General features: G+C 71.7%; 13 protein-coding genes. 5 read left to right on the forward strand and 8 right to left on the reverse strand.

The annotated features are described in order from the left end of the window. Positions 1-138: 138 nt before the first annotated feature. A complete protein-coding gene (locus FRAEUI1C_RS27675) occupies positions 139-1,710 on the reverse strand; it encodes an acyl-CoA synthetase (RefSeq protein ID WP_013426673.1) in 1,572 nt (523 codons plus the stop codon). 449 nt (positions 1,711-2,159) lie between these two features. Between FRAEUI1C_RS27675 and FRAEUI1C_RS27680 the strand changes: the two genes are divergently transcribed. Continuing rightward, positions 2,160-2,600 (forward strand): GNAT family N-acetyltransferase, encoded by a 441-nt coding sequence (locus FRAEUI1C_RS27680; protein ID WP_063748016.1) that lies wholly within the window; start codon positions 2,160-2,162, stop codon positions 2,598-2,600. A gap of 300 nt (positions 2,601-2,900) precedes the next feature. Next, entirely contained in the window at positions 2,901-3,530 is a 630-nt protein-coding gene (locus tag FRAEUI1C_RS27685; RefSeq protein WP_232425553.1) for a M50 family metallopeptidase, read from the forward strand. A gap of 18 nt (positions 3,531-3,548) precedes the next feature. On the opposite strand, the gene FRAEUI1C_RS27690 is transcribed toward FRAEUI1C_RS27685, so the two are convergent. Continuing rightward, positions 3,549-4,643: a hypothetical protein gene (locus tag FRAEUI1C_RS27690; RefSeq protein WP_013426676.1), complete on the reverse strand. Its 1,095-nt coding sequence runs from the start codon at positions 4,641-4,643 to the stop codon at positions 3,549-3,551. 353 nt (positions 4,644-4,996) lie between these two features. Between FRAEUI1C_RS27690 and FRAEUI1C_RS27695 the strand changes: the two genes are divergently transcribed. Together FRAEUI1C_RS27695 and FRAEUI1C_RS27700 are read left to right on the forward strand one after the other, a co-directional pair. Further along, positions 4,997-5,827, forward strand: a complete 831-nt coding sequence (locus tag FRAEUI1C_RS27695; RefSeq protein WP_013426677.1) for an NAD(P)-dependent oxidoreductase — start codon at positions 4,997-4,999, stop codon at positions 5,825-5,827. A 148-nt stretch (positions 5,828-5,975) separates the two neighbouring features. Further along, complete coding sequence (locus tag FRAEUI1C_RS27700) at positions 5,976-6,836, forward strand: enoyl-CoA hydratase/isomerase family protein (RefSeq protein WP_013426678.1); 861 nt, start codon at positions 5,976-5,978, stop codon at positions 6,834-6,836. 13 nt (positions 6,837-6,849) lie between these two features. Here FRAEUI1C_RS27700 and FRAEUI1C_RS36715 read toward each other — a convergent pair whose 3' ends face one another. After that, positions 6,850-8,877, reverse strand: coding sequence for a SpoIIE family protein phosphatase (locus FRAEUI1C_RS36715; protein WP_013426679.1), 2,028 nt, complete (start codon positions 8,875-8,877; stop codon positions 6,850-6,852). A gap of 171 nt (positions 8,878-9,048) precedes the next feature. On the opposite strand from FRAEUI1C_RS36715, the gene FRAEUI1C_RS27710 reads away from it, so the two are divergent. Next, positions 9,049-9,510, forward strand: coding sequence for an FHA domain-containing protein (locus tag FRAEUI1C_RS27710; protein WP_049807006.1), 462 nt, complete (start codon positions 9,049-9,051; stop codon positions 9,508-9,510). 332 nt (positions 9,511-9,842) lie between these two features. Here FRAEUI1C_RS27710 and FRAEUI1C_RS40470 read toward each other — a convergent pair whose 3' ends face one another. The 5 genes from FRAEUI1C_RS40470 to purL form a co-directional block, all read right to left on the reverse strand. Then, a complete protein-coding gene (locus FRAEUI1C_RS40470; protein ID WP_198318639.1) occupies positions 9,843-10,097 on the reverse strand; it encodes an SH3 domain-containing protein in 255 nt (84 codons plus the stop codon). Positions 10,098-10,661: 564 nt separating this feature from the next. Then, the gene (locus FRAEUI1C_RS27715) at positions 10,662-11,285 is read right to left on the reverse strand and encodes a gluconokinase (RefSeq protein WP_013426681.1); all 624 of its coding nucleotides are present in this window, start codon (positions 11,283-11,285) and stop codon (positions 10,662-10,664) included. A gap of 79 nt (positions 11,286-11,364) precedes the next feature. Next, entirely contained in the window at positions 11,365-11,601 is a 237-nt protein-coding gene (locus FRAEUI1C_RS27720; protein ID WP_041259666.1) for a serine hydrolase family protein, read from the reverse strand. A gap of 57 nt (positions 11,602-11,658) precedes the next feature. Then, entirely contained in the window at positions 11,659-12,765 is a 1,107-nt protein-coding gene (locus FRAEUI1C_RS27725) for a hypothetical protein (RefSeq protein ID WP_013426682.1), read from the reverse strand. 350 nt (positions 12,766-13,115) lie between these two features. Beyond that, the gene (gene purL, locus FRAEUI1C_RS27730) at positions 13,116-16,988 is read right to left on the reverse strand and encodes a phosphoribosylformylglycinamidine synthase (RefSeq protein ID WP_013426683.1); all 3,873 of its coding nucleotides are present in this window, start codon (positions 16,986-16,988) and stop codon (positions 13,116-13,118) included. Positions 16,989-17,087 lie beyond the last annotated feature (99 nt).

Raw genomic sequence — 17,087 nt, forward strand, 5'->3', positions numbered from 1 at the left:
CACCGCCATGATCGCCGTCTCGGCCCTCGCGTGGTCGTAAGCGAGCCCCATTCACGACCACGCGAGGGCGAAAACGGCGATCAAGGCGAGTTGAGCCGTTCAAGGGCCGACGGTCTGAGTGGCGGAACCTCGGAAGGGTCAGCGTGCGGAGGTCAGGTACTCCTCGCGGAGCTTGAGCTTGTTGAGCTTTCCGGTGGGCATGCGCGGGAGCTCGGGGCGGAACGCGAAGGTGCGCGGGACCTTGTAGTGGGCGACCGAGGCGCGGGCATAGGCACGCAGCTCTTCGACGAGGTCGTCGTCCGGCTCGATCCCGGCGGCGGGGGCGACGACCGCGTGGACGTACTCCCCCATCTCAGGGTCGGGCAGCCCGAAGACGGCGACGTCCGCGACCTTCGGGTGCATGATCAGCGCCGCCTCGACCTCGGCCGGGTAGATGTTGACGCCACCAGAAATGATCATGAAGCTCTTCCGGTCGGTCAGGTAGAGGAAGCCGCCCTCGTCCAGGTAGCCGACGTCGCCGGTTGTCGTCCAGTTCGGGTGCTCGGGGTGACGGCTGGCCTTCGTCTTCTCCGGGTCGCCGTGGTACTCGAACGGTGCCGTCTCCTGCTCGAAGAAGACCAGCCCCGGCACACCTGGGGGAAGCTCGCCGCCGGCCTCGTCGCAGATATGCGGGATGCTGCGCAGCGCCGGGCCGACGGAACCGGGGTGCGCGAGCCAGTCCGCCGAGCCGATGAACGTCAGCCCGCTGCCCTCGGTCGCCGCGTAGTACTCGTCGATGATCGGGCCAAGCCAGTCGATCATCGCCCGCTTGACGTCCGGCGCGCAGGGGGCCGCGGCGTGCAGCACGCTGACCAGGCTTGACAGGTCATAGCGGCGACGGACGTCGTCGGGCAGCTTGAGCAGGCGAACCATCATGGTCGGCACGAGCTGGACGTGGGTGACCCGTTCCCGCTCGATGACGGCGAGTAGCCGCTCCGGGTCGAACCTGTCCAGGATGACCAGCGTCCCGCCGACCTCATGAACCGCTCCGGACCACTGCAGCCCGGCCGCGTGGTAGAGCGGCGCCGGACAGAGGTAGACCAGATCCTCGGTCCAGTGGAGCAGAAGCTCGCCCAACAGCGAGATCCGGGTGCGTTCCGGGTCGGTCACCTGCCGGCCGGCCAGCGGCCGTTGGATGCCTTTCGGACGGCCGGTCGTGCCGGACGAGTAGAGCATCACCTCGCCCACGGGCTCGGTGGGCAGCGGCTCGGCGGAGACGGCGGCGACGGCGTCCTCGTACGGCTCGAACCCGTCCACGACGCCGTCCATCATCAGCCGGACCCTGCAGTCGGGCACGCTGGCGGCGGCCTGCGCGGCCAGCTCGCCGAACCGGCGGGTGGCGACCAGCGCGCGGGCGCCCGAATCCGCCACCTGGTAGGCGACCTCGCTCGGCGCGAGATGCCAGTTCACGGCGGTCAGGTAAAGGCCGGACCGAATCGCGGCCCAGAAGACCTCGAAATAGCGCGGATGGTTCTCGGCGAGAATCGCCACCGTGTCGCCCGGCCCAAGACCGTTCTCGGCCAGCAGCCGGGCCAGCCGGACCGAACTGGCGTTGAGCTCGGCATAGCTCAGGCGCGTCACCACGGCCTCGGTGGCCGCCGGCCAGTCCGGGCCGCCCATGAGAACCGCGGTCTTCTCCGGATGGGTCACGGCGAACTGGCCGGGATACATGACGGCCTCCCTCGTTCCAGTGACCCGCCTCCGGTGGCGCGACCGGCACGACGGCGGCTACCGGAAGCAGAACCACGTTCTAGCAGGCATCGGCGACGGCTCCGGCGAGGAGACCCTCGTCACATGTCTGACGATAGCCGCGGTGACGGCCGATGGCGACCGATGGCCGCGTTCACCCATGGCCAGGGGCACTGTCTCGGCCCGACGGACGGCATCTCCCCCTGCTGCCGCTCGCCCGGACCGTCCGCCCGACCGGCTGACGCACCCAGGGCCGCATCCGTGGCGGCCGGGAACACCATTCCAGTCACGGCCACGCCGTCAACCACCTCGCGGTCGCGCCGTGTGCCGCCATCGCCGATCTCAGGCGCGGTGTCCGGTGGCCGCGCGGCCGGCCGTTCCGAATGGTCGGGAGCAGGTCAGGCCGCGGCGCGGGGCGGCAGAATGCGCGGGTGACCGCGATCCGCCGTGCCCGGCCCGCTGACTCCGACACCGTCCTCACGCTCGTGCGGGAGTTCAACGCGATCGACGGCCACGACCACGACGATGCCCGCGTCGGCCGCGCGCTCGCCCCACTGCTGGCCGACGACGAGTTCGGCCAGGTCTGGTTCATCAACGGTCCCGACGACGAGCCGACGGGCTACGCCGTCCTGTGCTGGGGATACAGCCTCGAGTCTGGCGGCCGTGAGGCCGTGCTCGACGAGATCTACGTCCGGGACCGCGGGCTCGGCCTCGGTTCCGCCGCGCTGCCCGCGTTGTTGGACGCCTGCCGCGCCGCCGGTGTGCTGCGCGTCTTCCTCGAGACGGAGGCACCCAACGACGCCGCGCGCCGGTTCTACGCCCGCCACGGCTTCCAGCTCGAACAATCCATCTGGATGACCCAGCAGCTTTGACGATCCCGGCTGACCTTTCGACTTTGCCGCCACAGTGACCCTGCCGGCCAATTCGGGCCTGGAGTCTGGGCGAGTCCTACACCACGGCCACCGGACCGGTCATGATCGCCGTTTGGGCCCCGAGGTGGTCGCGGAAACGCGCCCGTCGCGACCATCCCAGGGCCAAAACGGCGATCAAGGAGACGCTAGACCACAGGCCCGCCGCCGGGACGAAAAATCTCTTCGGGAATCCGCCCCGCGGTCGCATCATGAAACGAAAGGAAACAGGACGCGCTGTCGGGGGGTGGCGCTGTGGCTGTGATGACCGGGCTGTTGGCGTTGTGGGCGGTGACGGCCGGCTGGTGGGGCCGCCACCTGGATACGGCGCTACACGAGGGGGGACACGCTCTCTTCACGTGGGCGCACGGCGGGCGGGTGAAGCAGGTACACATCGACCGCCGCGACGGGGGGCTCACCAGATTCGAACTCGGGTCGATGGGCCGGTTCGGCGTTTTCATGATCTTTTTTGCCGGCTACGTCAGCCCACCGCTGGCCGGGCTCACGTCCGCGAGCCTGCTGGCCGCGGGCAACGAGACCTCGGTGTTCATTCTCGCCGTGCTCGCGCTGGTCGCCCTGCTTCTCGTCGACGTCAACAAGTTCGGCCTCGTCGTCCTGCTGTCGAGCGCCGCCGCGCTCGTCGGGCTGGAGCGATACGCGCCGGGCTGGTTCGGGCGCTGGTGCGCGTATTTCCTCACCTGGTTCCTGCTGCTGTCCGGGGTCAGGTCCGTCGTCATCCTGCGGCAGGTGCGCCGGAGTGGGCCGAGCGATTCCGACGCGGACATCCTTGCCCAGATCACCCATGTCCCGGGGTTCCTGTGGGTGTTCGTCTTCGGGGCCGTCAGCGTGTTCTGCCTGCTGAAGGGCGCCAGGCTGCTGGTCGTACCCGGCTGAGCGTTCCCGCCCCGACGGTCACCGCTGCTTGGTGAGAACCCCGTCGCCGGTGCCGTCGCCGACGTCGTCGAAGTGGTAAACGAGATTGCCGTTCCCGTCGAGTGTGAGCGACAACGCGGTGTCGGAGCAGTTCGTGCCACCCACGATGTGCTCGGTCACCTGGACGGCGTTTCCGCCCTGGTTCAGCAGCAGGTCGCCGGAGCAGGGAATGGTCGGATAGTTGGAGGTGCCGACCACCTGGCCGATCGATCCGCCACGCAGCACCAGGGTCACCGGGTAGGTCGTGTTGAACTCGTGCGCCGGGTCCTTCTGGGTCACGTTGCCGGTCCAGGTGCCGCGCAGCTCGGCGGGCAGTTCGTCGGGACCGGCCGCCGGCGACCCGCTCGGGGTCGGCTGCGTCGACGTGACGGCCGCCGGCGGATGGATCCGGGCGTCGAGGAGCTTCTGCGCCCGGCCCCGCGGCGGGTAGACCGGCGCGATCGCGGTCAGCACGACCGCCACCAGGACCAGGACACCGGCGACGCCGACGACGATCTGGTCGAACACCGGCAGCGCCCGGATCCGCGGGCCACGGTCCGCCGCGGCCGCCGGCCGCTGTGACGGCCAGGCACCGGGGGCGGCCGGCGGCTGACTCGCGGGCCACGGCGTGCTCTGCGGCCACGGCGTTGGCTGCGCCGGCGGATATCCCTGCGGCCAGGGGGTGCCCTCCGGCATCGGCTGGGGCGGTGGGGCCGCCTGCGGGCCCGGATACGGCGCCGGCTGAGCCGGAGCGCCCTGAGTCGCCGGTGCCGGCCCTGTCAGGCCCGTCGGGGGTGCGAGCGGCGCCGGGGATCCCTCCGGCCCGGTCGGGGCCGGAGCGTACCGCGGGGTCGCCTGGGGGGCCGGCGCCTGCTGCGGGGCCGGCTGCGCCGGGGAGGCAAGCGTGGGCGGTGGCTTCAGCTGGGGCGGCAGGACCTGGGTGACGTCGCCGTCGTCGTCCTCGTCGTCCTCGAACCCGGGCGCGGACGCCTGGGGCGCCGCCTCGGCGGGCGGCGGGCTCGCGGGCGGCGCGGGCCGCGACGGTGGTTCGGGCCGCGACGTTGGTTCGGGCAACGGCCAGCTGGACTCGGACACGGCACACCTGTCGTTAGGGGATCCCTTCTCATCATCGACCGGGCACGCGGTCCTGGGAATGCCGGTACGCCGACAAAACATCCCAAGAGGGCACACGAGGCGGCCCGGCCGTCTCGCCCTGGCGTCGGGCCGCGCAGGCCCCGCCGGGCATGATCTCCCGCACACCGTCGAGGCCGCCGCAGCGTACGGACCGGCCCGACCACCGGCGCCCGGGCCCCAGGCGCGCCGGTTCGGATGCGCGAAGCGGTGACCGCGCGGTAGGCAGGGCGGAGCGGCTCCGCCGTGAGACGCCCGCGCCAGCCGCGCGGACGTGCCGATCGCGAAGAGACGTGCGACGTGAGAGGACAGGGCCGATGACGAAGGTCGGATTCATCGGGCTGGGCAGCCAGGGCCAGCCGATGGCACGACGCATCGTGGACGCCGGCTTCCCGCTGACGATCTGGGCGCGGCGCGCGGCGGCGGTCGAGCCGTTCGCGGACACGGCCGCGACGACGGCGGCGACGCCGGCCGAGCTCGGCGCCGCCAGCGACATCGTCGGGATCTGCGTCGTAGCCGACGCGGACGTGACCGACGTGCTGTTGCGCCCGGACGGCGTGCTCGCCGGCATGGACGCGGGCGGCCTGCTGATGCTGCACTCGACGATCCACCCGGACACCTGCCGGCTGATCGCGGACGCGGCCGCCGACCGTGGGGTCGCGGTGATCGACGCCCCGGTCAGCGGCGGCGCCCCCGCGGCGTCCGTGGGTCGGCTGTCGGTGATGGTCGGCGGCACGGACGAGGACGTGGCCCGTGCCCGCCCGGTGCTGGAGACGTTCGCGGACCCGCTGCTGCACCTGGGCCCGCTCGGCAGCGGCCAGGTGGCCAAGCTGCTGAACAACTTCGTGTTCACCGCGCAGGTGGGGCTCGCGCTGGACACGTTCGCGTTCGCCGACCGGCTCGGCATCGACCGGGCCCTCGCCGCGCAGGTGCTGGCGGGCGGCACCGGTGGCTCCCGGGCCGCGGGCATCCTGGCCGCGTCCGGCTTCGATCTGTCCGGGCTGCGCGGCGCCGAAGGGCTGCTGCGCAAGGACGTCCGGATCACGCTGGAGGTCGCGGCGGGCGCCGGCACCGAGGCGCCGGCGACGCTGACCGCGCTCGCGCAGGAGACACTGACCACGCTGGCCAGCCCGCCGGTCGCCGGGTAGCGGGCGGCGGGTGGGCCGAGCCGGCACAATGGGGTACGTATAACGAATACTTGATACGACGCGCACCAGTCGGGACACGGCACCCGGGAGACGTCCCGGGATCAGCCATCCCCTCTCGCCGCGCCGGCTCGAACCACCAGGGAGAACCGTGAGCGCCCAGGACCGCCAGACCGCCGAGTCGCCCACGGCAGGCACGGAGGAGCACGCCCGGCTGACCGAGCAGGACGGCATCCTCACCCTGACCATCGACCGGCAGCGCAAGCGCAATCTGATCAGCCCGCAGATCACCGAGCTGCTCTGGCAGGCCGCGACCATGCTGGGCGATCGCGACGATCTGCGCTGCCTCGTGATCACGGGCGTCGGCCCCTACTTCACCGCAGGGGTCGACCTGTCGGCCGGGGTGGGCAACCGGCCGGCGAACCCCGAGACCGAGCATCTGCACCCCGGCTGGAACTTCCGGCGCAACTACCGCAGCCACCACCTGCTCTACGACGAGTTCGAGTCCATCGAGAAGCCGATCATCGTGGCCGTGAACGGGATCTCCCTGGGGGCCGGGGTCGAGATGGCGGTGAGCTGCGACTTCCGGTTCTGTACGCCGGAGGCCGAGTTCGGGGTGCCCGAGGTCCACATGGGGATGCTCGCGGGCAGCGGCGGCACCAGCCGGCTGACCAGGCTGGTCGGCCCGGCCTGGGGCAAGTGGATGGCGATGGCCGGCCGCCGGGTCGGCGCCGAGCAGGCCAAGCAGATCGGCCTGGTGCACGACATCTTCCCGGCCGAGACGTTCCTGGACGAGGTCTACGCGTTCTGCCGGGACCTGACGAAGATCCCGCCGGAGGTGCTCGGCGTCGCGAAGCTGGCCGTCGACATGTACGCCGACATCTCCGACCGCACCGCCGCCCGGAACATCGACCGGCTCCTGGTCACCGGCCTGATGAACTCCCCCGAGTTCCTCAGGCGGGCCGGCAGGTTCGGCTACGGGCGCACGCCCGCCGTCCAGCCGGAGCCCTGAGCGGGGCCGGCGGTCAGGTCATCGCGACCGCCAGCAGGCACAGGTCGTCCTCGCGGTCGACCGGTGCCACCGCGTGCAGGATGTGGTCGCAGAGTCCGTCGGGGTCGTTCCGGTAGACGGCCGGCACGGTCACGGCGGCCTCGGCCAGCGCCGCGAGCTGGGTCGTCAGCGACCGGCCCCGGCGTTCGACCAGGCCGTCGGTGAACAGCAGCAACTGGTCGCCCGGTTCCAGCTGGAGGCTGTTCTGGCCGTAGCTGGCGCCCGCGTCGACGCCGAGGATCGGGCCGTTGACCTGCTCGAGAAAGCTCGCGCCGACGCCCGCCGCGGCCCGCACGAGCAGCGGTGGCGGGTGGCCGGCGCAGGACCAGTTCAGGAGGCCGGTGGCCGGGCAGAGGTCGGCGACGACGGCGGTGGCGAGCATCTCGTCGGACCGGCTGCCCAGGTTGGCCGACAGCTGGGTGGTGATATCGGCCGGCGTCCGCAGTTGCAGCGCGTAGGCCCGGGCGGCGTGCCGCAGCTCGGCCATCGTCGACACGGCTCGTAGCCCGTGGCCGCCGACGTCGCCGACGACGAGGCTCAGCGTGCCGTCGGACAGCATGGTCGCGTCGTACCAGTCGCCGCCGATCCCGAGGTCACGGCCGGCGGGGAGGTACCGGGCCGCGAGCCGGACACCACCGAGATCGGGCAGCGTCTGCGGCAGCACGGCCCGCTGCAGGGTCTCCACCGTCGACATCTGCCGCTCATACAGGCGGGCGCGTTCCAACGCCTGGGCGAACGGCCCGACGAGCGTGAGCAGGAACCGTCGTTCGTCCTCCTCGAACGCCTGCGGCTCGGGCCAGCCGAGCACCATGAGGCCGATCGGGCGGCCGGACACGATCAGCGGCAGGCTGGCCAGGGCGTCGATGCTCATCGCGTCGAGGTTGGGCCCGCGGTCGGGGTAGTCGCGCAGGTAGCTCTTCCGGTCGTTGTCGAACCGCGGCCGGCCGGTACGCAGCACCTGGTCGGTGGAGGCCGGGCCGAACGCCGGCATCCGGCGCCAGGCCTCGGTGAGGAACCTGGAGTTCGGCCGGCAGTGCACCCGCGGCGGCCCGTCCTCCTCCAGCAGCACCAGCCCGACGAACAGCACACCCAGGTCGGCCTGCGCCGCGTGGGCCGCGACATCGCACAGCTCGTCGACGGTCATGACCTGGCCGAGCTCGACCGTGGCGTCGAGCAGCTGCCGGGAGCGGCGCAGCGCGGAGGACAGCGAGCCGATCAGCGCCTTGCGTTCCGCGTCCGCGCGGTGGCGAGCGTCGACGTTGCGCATCGCCACGACGAGGCCGTCCGGGATCGGGAACGTCCGGACCGCCCACCAGGCGCCGTCCGGATCGGTCGCCTCGATCTCGAGGACCGGCTCGGGCCGAGACTCCTCGGTGGTCGGTTCGGTGCGCCGACGGCGGATCGCCGCGACATGCTCACGCACCGGGGGCAGCAGCAGATCAGCCGCCGGCTTGCCGACCATGTCGTCGCGTGGCAGCTCGAACTGTCGAATCGCCTGGATGTTGGCGTGCACGATCGTGTCCGTCTCGTCCAGCACCAGGACGATGTCGCCCATGTGGTCGAGTGCCCGGGCGACCCGGTCCCGTACGGTCCGATCCGGCGTCCGGTCCGTGCAGAGCCCGATCACCCTCGCTCTGCCATCAGGCCCCTCGCGCAGCAACCGGGCTCGTGTCTGCACCCAGGTCACCGAGCCATCGGTGCTGACGACGCGGTACTCCTCAAGGAACGTGTTCTCGTTCCGCAGGGCCGCGTCGCGGGCCCGGATCAGCGCCGGCCGGTCGTCCGGGTGGACCGTCGCCATCGCGTCCTGCGGCGACACGGATCCGGGACGATCGCCGAACCCCAGCAACCGGGCCGCCGCCTGGTCGTAGAACATCCGGTCGGTCGCGACGTCCCAGTCGAAGATCCCGACCCCGAGGGCGGTCAGCGCCCGGTAGAGATCGCCGACGCCCCGCCCGACCCCGTCGGTCTGGCTCCCCCACACCTGCGGCCGCTCGTTCATCACGGTTCGTGTACCCAGCCCGCAGGCCCGCACGCGACGTTGCCCCTCGGGCGAGTCGGGTTGGCGACAGTAAGCGACTTTCTAAGCTCCGGTCCGCTAGTGCCCCGCGGGGCGACTCTCGACAGGGGTGCTGGGACAATCGGTGCGGAGGCGGGACGGAGGTCGATACGGGTGTCCGAGGAGCTGATGGTCCGCCATGGGGCAGAGGTCGCCATGGTGCCCGTGGACCGGCCGTTCGTCATCGGCCGCGGGTCCGCTGCCGACCTGCGCCTCACCGACGCCCGGGTGTCCCGGCGGCACCTGATGGTGAGGCAGACCGAGCACGGCTGGTCGGTCCTGGACATCAGCGCGAACGGGACCTGGCTGGACGGCGAGCGGGTCCGCCGGGTCGACGTGTGCCGGGAGGTCCGGCTGAACCTCGGCGCGGTGAACGGTCCGCGGATCACGCTGATCCCGGGCCCGCCGCCGTCGTTCCCGGACTACCCGCTGCCCGTGGTGCCCGAGCTCATGACGGTCCCGACCGAGATCACTTTTTCGTCACCGGCGATCGACCTCGGTCAGACCCGCCTGCTGCACGACGTCGCCTTCCGGGTCCCCAGTCAGCTGTCCCGACCGGCGGGAGCCGTGACCTAGTGCCGTGACCGCCGAGGTCCGCCGGTCTGCCCGTCACGTTGATCGCCGTTTTCACCCTCTGGTGGCTCTGAAACAGACCCGGTAACAGCCACCGGAAGGCCGAAACGCCGATCATGGGGACGCCGGAAACGGGCGAACCTTGCCGGAGGCGGCACTAGTAGGCGGCAAGCCGGCGTCGTTCACACGGGCGAGGAACAGCGAGCTGGTCTCGATCGCCAGCGCCAGCAGCGTGGCGTGACACCGGCGCCGCGCGTTCGCCGTCGGCCGGCACGGTCCGATCAGCTGAGTCGAAGGTGGTGACCAGAGGTGGCTGGAAATCGGGCGCCCTACGGTCAAGGAGTGACCGACGGGCCGAGAGGCTGGCTGCTTCCAGTGTTAAACCAATTGTCGGAGATCCACCCATCCTGCCCGTTGTATCGCACGTAGTCCCACAAGGTGCTGGTGCTGTTGCGGGTAACCGCGTCGCCATTGCCATGTCCAACCAGGCCAAGCATGTCCCCTGTTGATACTGTTGCAACGACCGGCGCGTTCAGAGTGGGCCTGATCTTGATATAAACGGTAGCGACTGAGCCGTCAGGATTGTCCATCACGGGATAGTACGCGAGTATCGGGCTGCTTCTGCCGTCGACGCTACCGGCTGGTGGGGAGCTACTCGGAACCTGCGGTGCCGGTTGGCCGGACGTTCCCGGCGCGCCCGGCTGTCCAGGCGCCCCCGGCGCGCCTGGCGACCCAGCCGGACCGCTCGGTCCTGGAACCACGATGACTTTGTCGCCACCGCCGCAGGCACTGAGCAGGCCGACGAGCAGAGCGAGAGCGCCAATAACGACGACGCCTACTGCCTTCCGAAAACAGTTGCCTCTGATGATTCTCCCGGAGATAATTCCCACCACCCCCAATTCGCCTGGAAGTAGAATCTCGCTCCCGGTTCCGGCAACCTTTACTCTCTGCGATATCCCCAGGTATCCATCGCGGAACCATCATTCCACGGACGACGCGGCCGACCTTGGTAGGGACTACCGCCCAGAAAACGAACGAATCGGACGTCGCCGGGCGTCCTGGGTCGCAGGCATCCGGCCACAGTGATCAGCCGGGTGTCGTGCCGGTCCAGGGCGAGTTCGCGGCCGTTCCGGCGGCGGCCGCGATCGTGGCGTTCATCGGGCGCCTGCCGCCTGCCGCGGGCCGGCGAGGCCAAGCTTGTCGACGACCGTCTGGACGACCTCCGCCGGCTCCGGGCCGATGTCGACGGTCAGCCGGTTCTCGTCCGGCCCCGGCTCCTCCAGCGTGGCGAACTGCGAGTCGAGCAGGCCCGGCGGCATGAAATGACCGTGGCGGGCGGCCAGCCGCTGCCCGATGACCGCGCGGGAGCCCCGCAGGTAGACGAACAGTTCGGCGCCGCTGCCGGCACCCGCGGCGACGTCCGCGGCCGCGGCCGGTCCGGAGCCGTCGACGGCCCGGCCGCGCAGCACGTCGCGGTAGGACCGGCGCAGCGCCGAACAGGTGATCACACCGGGCTCGCCGGCCTCGATCCGGTCGTGAATCCAGCCGCGGACGCGCAGCAGCCAGGGCCAGCGGTCAAGATCGGTCAGCGGGTGGCCGGCGGCCATCTTCTCGACGTTCGCCCGCGGATGCAGATCGTCACCCTCGGCGAACGGCCAGCCCAGCCGTCCGGAGAGCATCGCGGCGACAGTGGACTTGCCACAGCCCGAGACCCCCATCAGCACCAGGACGGGCAGGCGCTCGGTCTCCCTGGAACGTCCGGTCACGTGGTCGCTCACGACGACTCCGAACTCCAGGTCGGACTCCTGCGCACCGTGTGCCTCCCCAGGCTCAGCCCCGTGACCGCGAAACCACCGGTCAGCATGCCGCAGCGGCCTCCACGACCAGCGCGGGGATGGTCGCCTCGGCACCGGCGTGGTCGGTAGGAGTGCCGGGCGCGGCCACCAGTTTCGACTGTCGGGCCCATTGTTCGTAGTACGCGTGCACCTCCTCCCGGCTCTGGAAGATGTGTCGCACGTTCTCATCCGGGGTGGCCAGCCCTGAGGTGGCGGAGAGCAGGTGGTGGATGGTTTTCTCCACGACCAGGCCGTCCATCCGGCGACGTGACACTCCCCGAGGCCAGCCGGCCATGGGGTGACCCGTGCGGACCATTCAGCCCGACGCGCCGGAGCTCGGCGCCTGCGTGTTGGGGATGCCGAAGCCGCGGCCGACGTCGGGACGGCGCAGCTTCCAGATGAGGCCGTCGTAGAAGAGGTGCAGGCCGCCGGCGATCAGCACGAACAGTGTGAAGTAGGGGTAGCCCGCGGCCGTCAGGCCCACCAGGATGGCGCCGATTCCGGCGAGGTAGGCGGCGAGGAAACCGGTCCGGCCGGCCGGGGAGCGCACGACCGCGGCGACCGGCCCGGTTCGGACGTCGACCGGCTCGCCCGCCTTCGGCTTCGGCCGGTAGCGGCCTTCGAGATGGTGGTGGACGACCAGGAAGTACTCGGCCGCGTGGGAGCCGACGTAGGCGATGAAGCCGACCAGCGGGTTGACGGCCACCAGCAGGATCATGACCAGGGTCGAGCCGACGTAGAACCACTTCGCCGGGTTGGCGTTCGGGTTGCGGTGTTCGGCCAGCGCCCACCGGACCAGCGCCGCGATGGCGACCGCGGCCGCGATCGGCAGCAGGATCCGGGCGATCGGGGCGGCGTCGGTGAGCAGGTCGAGCGCCCGGCGGTTGACGCCGCCCAGCCCGGCGACGGCTACCTTGTCCGCGGTGCTTCTGGCCGACGCGGCGGCGAGGACGGCGGTGACGAGCCAGCTGTACAGGAGGAGCCGCTCGGCGTTCCCGTGGCTGTCCTGTGCCTTGCGGCCGTAGATCCTGGTCAGGCCGTACCGCTGCTGCAGGGTGTGCACGGCGTTCCAGACAGCGGCGACGACAGCGAGCAGCGCGAAGCTCACGAGCATCCCGAACGCGACCAGGGCGGCGAGTACGAACGGGCTCGCCGTGAAGATCGCCCGTCGGGTGGCGAACTGCTTGCGGTCGCCGTAGACGAGCAGCAGCGTCAGCGGCTGGTGCATGACGGAGAACATCAGCGTCGCCGCGACCAGCCAGCGCACCGCGGGCCCGTTGTCGGCCAGCGCCCAGGCCACCGCCGCGAACGGCACCCACAGCGCCGCCACGCCGAGGTCATAGGTCGCCGAGCGAATCCAGCGCGGCCGCCTGGACCTCGGCGGCGCTGCCTGGGCGACGGGCTCCACCGCGATCGCCGTCACGGCCGGCCTCCGTCAACGGACACGAACCGGGAATCCTGCGAACGCTGGGAATCCTGCGAACTCCGGGAATCCACCGGCCGACCTCCCAGACGTGGAGCGGGGCTCCTACCAGGTATGGGGCTTCAACCAGGTATATAGCCGACGCCGCCTACCTCGTCCACGGCCCGACCGGCCCATTCCACCCGACGCCCGGCCGCCGGGCGCCACCTTGATCGCCGTTTTGGCCCTCCCGTGGTTGCCACGGGCGCCGGATCGCAACCACCCGAGGGCCAAAACGGCGATCAAGAAGCGCGGAACCGGCGGCTCGCGCCGGCCGGCGCCGGGCCGGGCCGGCGCCTGGCCGGCCGGGGTCAGCCGAGCCAGATGCGGGCGTTCTGGAAGAGGCGCAGCCAGGGGCCGTACAGGTCGTCGCCGCCGGCCGGGCCGGCGCCGAGGGGCAGCCAGGAGCGCTGCTGGGTCAGGAACGCCCGCTCGGGGTGCGGCATGATCAACGTGACGCGGCCGTCGTCCGAGGTCACGGCGGCGACGGCGCCGGGGCTGCCGTTCGGGTTCGCCGGGTACTCCTGGGTCGGCTTGCCGTGGTTGTCGGCGTAGCGGGCCGACGCGGCGCCTGGGCCGGCCGCGCCGAACTCCATCCGGCCCTCGCCGTGCGCGACCGGCACCGCCAGCACCGAGCCGGCCATCCCGGCGAACAGCACCGACGGCGAGTCCTCGATGAGCAGGCTGGAGACCCGGGCCTCGAAGCGTTCGGAGGTGTTCTCCAGCAGCGTCGGCCAGCCGGTCGCGCCGGGGATGAGCGCGCCGAGGCCGGCGACCATCTGGCAGCCGTTGCAGACCCCGAGCGTCAGGGTGTCGGGCCGGTGGAAGTAGGCGCGGAACGCGGCGGCCAGCTCGGGGTGGGCGAGGATCGACTTCGCCCAGCCGAGGCCGGCGCCGAGCACGTCGCCATAGGAGAAGCCGCCGCAGGCCGCGAGCACGTGGAACTCGTCGAGGGTGACCGTCCCGGCCAGCAGGTCGGTCATGTGGACGTCGACGGCGTCGAACCCGGCCGCGTCGAACGCGGCGGCCATCTCGACCTGGCCGTTGACGCCCTCGTCGCGCAGCACCGCGACCTTCGGCCGGGCCGGGTAGGCACGCCGGTCCAGGGCGAAGGTGACCCGTTCGGAGATGCCCGGGTCGGTGTCGTCGAGGATCGCGTCGAACTCCTGGTCGGCGGTCTCGGGGTTGTCGCGCAGCCGCTGGACGAGGTAGCTGGTCGTCGCCCAGGTCCGCTCCAGCTCGGCCCGGCCGCGTTCGTAGACGACCGCGCCGCCGTCGCGCAGGACGACCCGCTGGTGGTAGGTCGGCCGGCCGAGCACGTGCACGTTGCCTGGGCCGACGGCGGCGGCGAGCGTCGCGGCGACCCGCTCGACGCCCGCGCCCGCGACCTGCAGGACCGCGCCGAGCTCCTCCGCGAACAGCCGGCCCACCAGCGTGCCGGGCAGGGCGGCGAGGTCGACGTCGAGGCCGACCCGGCCGGCGAACGCCATCTCGACCAGCGTCGCGAGCAGGCCGCCGTCGGAGCGGTCGTGGTAGGCGAGCACCTCGCCGTCCGCGACCAGTGCCCGGGTCGCCGCGAAGAACGCCTTCAGCGTGGCCGCGTCGGCGTCGGGGACCTCGGCGGCGCCGTCGCGGCTGTAGGCCTGGGCGAGCGCCGAACCGCCGAGCCGACACCGGCCGCCGGACAGGTCGACGAACACCAGCCGGCTCGTCTCGTCCCGGGCGAGCTGCGGGGTGAGCACCCGGGAGACGTCGGCGACGGGCGCGGCCGCGGTGATGATCAACGACACGGGCGAGGTGACCGCGTGGTCACCGGTGCTGTCCGACCAGACGGTGCGCATGCTCGTCGAGTCCTTGCCGACCGGGATCGGGATGCCGAGCGCCGGGCAGAACTGCTCACCCAGCGCGTGGACCGCCTCGAACAGCGCGGCCTGCTGGGTGTCGACCTGCACCGCGGCCATCCAGTTGGCCGACAGCGCGACCTGGGACAGGTCGCCGACCGCGGCGGCGGCCAGGTTGGTGATCGCCTCGCCCACGGCCATCCGGGCCGCGGCAGGCGCGCTGACCGTCGCCAGCGGGGTGCGCTCCCCCATCGCGAGTGCCTCGCCGGTCCGGCTGCCGTAGGCGGCCGCGGTGACGGCGACGTCGGAGACCGGGACCTGCCACGGGCCGACGAGCTGGTCGCGGACGGTGTGCCCGCCGACGGTCCGGTCGCCGATGGTGATGAGGAACTTCTTGCTCCCGACGGCCGGCACCCGCAGCACCCGCTCGACGGCCTCGACCAGCTCGATCCCGGTCTCGTCGAAGGCGCCCACCGCGACGCCGGCGGTCGCGGCCGCGCGGCTCTGCCGGGAGGCCTCGCCGAACAGCAGCGACATCGGGACGTCGACGGGCGCCTCTGCCCTGTCATCGGAGCCGCCGAACAGTCGGTCCCGCACGACGAGGCGCGGCTCGTCGGTCACCGTGCCGACGACGGCGAACGGGCAGCGCTCCCGCTCGCAGAGCTTCGTGAAGGCCGCGAGGTCGGCCGCGGCGATGCCGAGGACGTAGCGCTCCTGCGCCTCGTTGCACCAGATCGCGAGCGGCGACATGCCGGCGTCCGCGTTCGGCAGGTCGCGCAGCTCGAAGACGGCGCCCCGGCCGGAGTCGTGCACCAGCTCGGGCAGCGCGTTCGACCAGCCGCCCGCGCCGACGTCGTGGATGGAGACGATCGGGTTGGCCTCGTCGAGCGCCCAGCAGGCGTTGATGACCTCCTGCGCCCGGCGCTGCATCTCGGCGTTGCCGCGCTGCACGGACGCGAAGTCGAGGTCGGCGTCGCCTGCGCCGGACTGCACGCTGGACGCCGCGCCGCCTCCGAGGCCGATGAGCATCGCCGGGCCGCCGAGGACGACGACCAGGTCGCCCGGCGCCAACCGGTCCTTGTGGACCAGGGAGTCCCGGACGTTGCCCACCCCGCCGGCGATCATGATCGGCTTGTGGTAGCCCCACCGGCCGCCGGGGCCGCCGTCGCTCTCGTAGGTCCGGAAGTAGCCGGCGAGGTTGGGCCGGCCGAACTCGTTGTTGTAGCCGGAGGCGCCCAGCGGGGCCTCGACCATGATGTCCAGCGGGGCGGAGATCCGGTCCGGGCGTTCCTCCCGCCCCTCCCAGGGCGAGTCGTCACCGGGGATGCGCAGATGGGACACGGTGTAGCCGGACAGGCCCATCTTCGGGGTGGCGCCGCGGCCGGTGGCACCCTCGTCGCGGATCTCGCCGCCGACGCCGGTCGCCGAGCCGGGGCCGGGGGCGATCGCGGTCGGGTGGTTGTGCGTCTCAACCTTCACGAGGATGTGCGCGGGGCCCTCGTGGCGGCCATAGGCATGGGTCGCCGGGTCGGCGTAGAACCATGGCGCGTTCTCACCGCGCAGCACGGCGGAGTTGTCGGAGTAGGCGGACAGCACCTTCTCGCCCGACTGCTCGAACGTGTTCTTGATCATGGAGAACAGGCTCTTCGGCTGGGCCTCGCCGTCGATCGTCCAGGCGGCGTTGAAGACCTTGTGCCGGCAGTGCTCGCTGTTGACCTGGGCGAACATCATCAGCTCGACGTCGGTCGGGTTGCGGCCCAGAGCGCCGTACTGGTCGACGAGGTAGGCGATGTCACCCGCGCCGAGCGCGAGCCCCAGTGTCCTGTTGGCCTCGTCCAGCGCGGCCGGGCCTCGGCCGAGAAGGTCGACGTCGAGCTGGGGACGCGGGCGCTCGGCGATGAACAGCGCGTCGGCGGTGGCGACTGACGGCGCGACGACCTCGGTCATCCGGTCGTGCAGCAGCGGCGCCAGGGCGCCCGCGTCGACGGGGCCGTCACCGGACAGGTAGTAGACGGTCCCGCGCTCGATCCGGCGGACCGCGGCCAGACCGGCGGACGCGGCGATGTCGGACGCCTTCGACGACCACGGTGAGATCGTCCCGAACCGGGGAAGCACGACCAGCGTCGTGGCCGCCGCGGCCCGGTCGCCGTGGAACGGCTCGCCATAGGTGAGCAGCCCACGCAGCCGTGCCTCGTCCTCGGTCGCGAGGCCGCCGGCCAGGTCGACGAAGTGGACGTACTCGGCGATCACACCCGTCACGGCCGGCTCGACCGCCCGAAGCCGGGCAAGCAACCGCCGGCGAGCCGGACCGGTCAGGGCGGCGATGTCTCCGTAGGTCTTCATGTCCGCCGTTCGTCAGGGCCCGCTCTTGGCCGTTCGTCACAGCCCGCTCTTGGCCGTTCGTCAGGGCCCGCTCTTGGCCGTTCGTCACAGCCCGTTCTT

The sequence above is a fragment of the Pseudofrankia inefficax genome (assembly GCF_000166135.1).
GTDB lineage: Bacteria > Actinomycetota > Actinomycetes > Frankiales > Frankiaceae > Pseudofrankia > Pseudofrankia inefficax.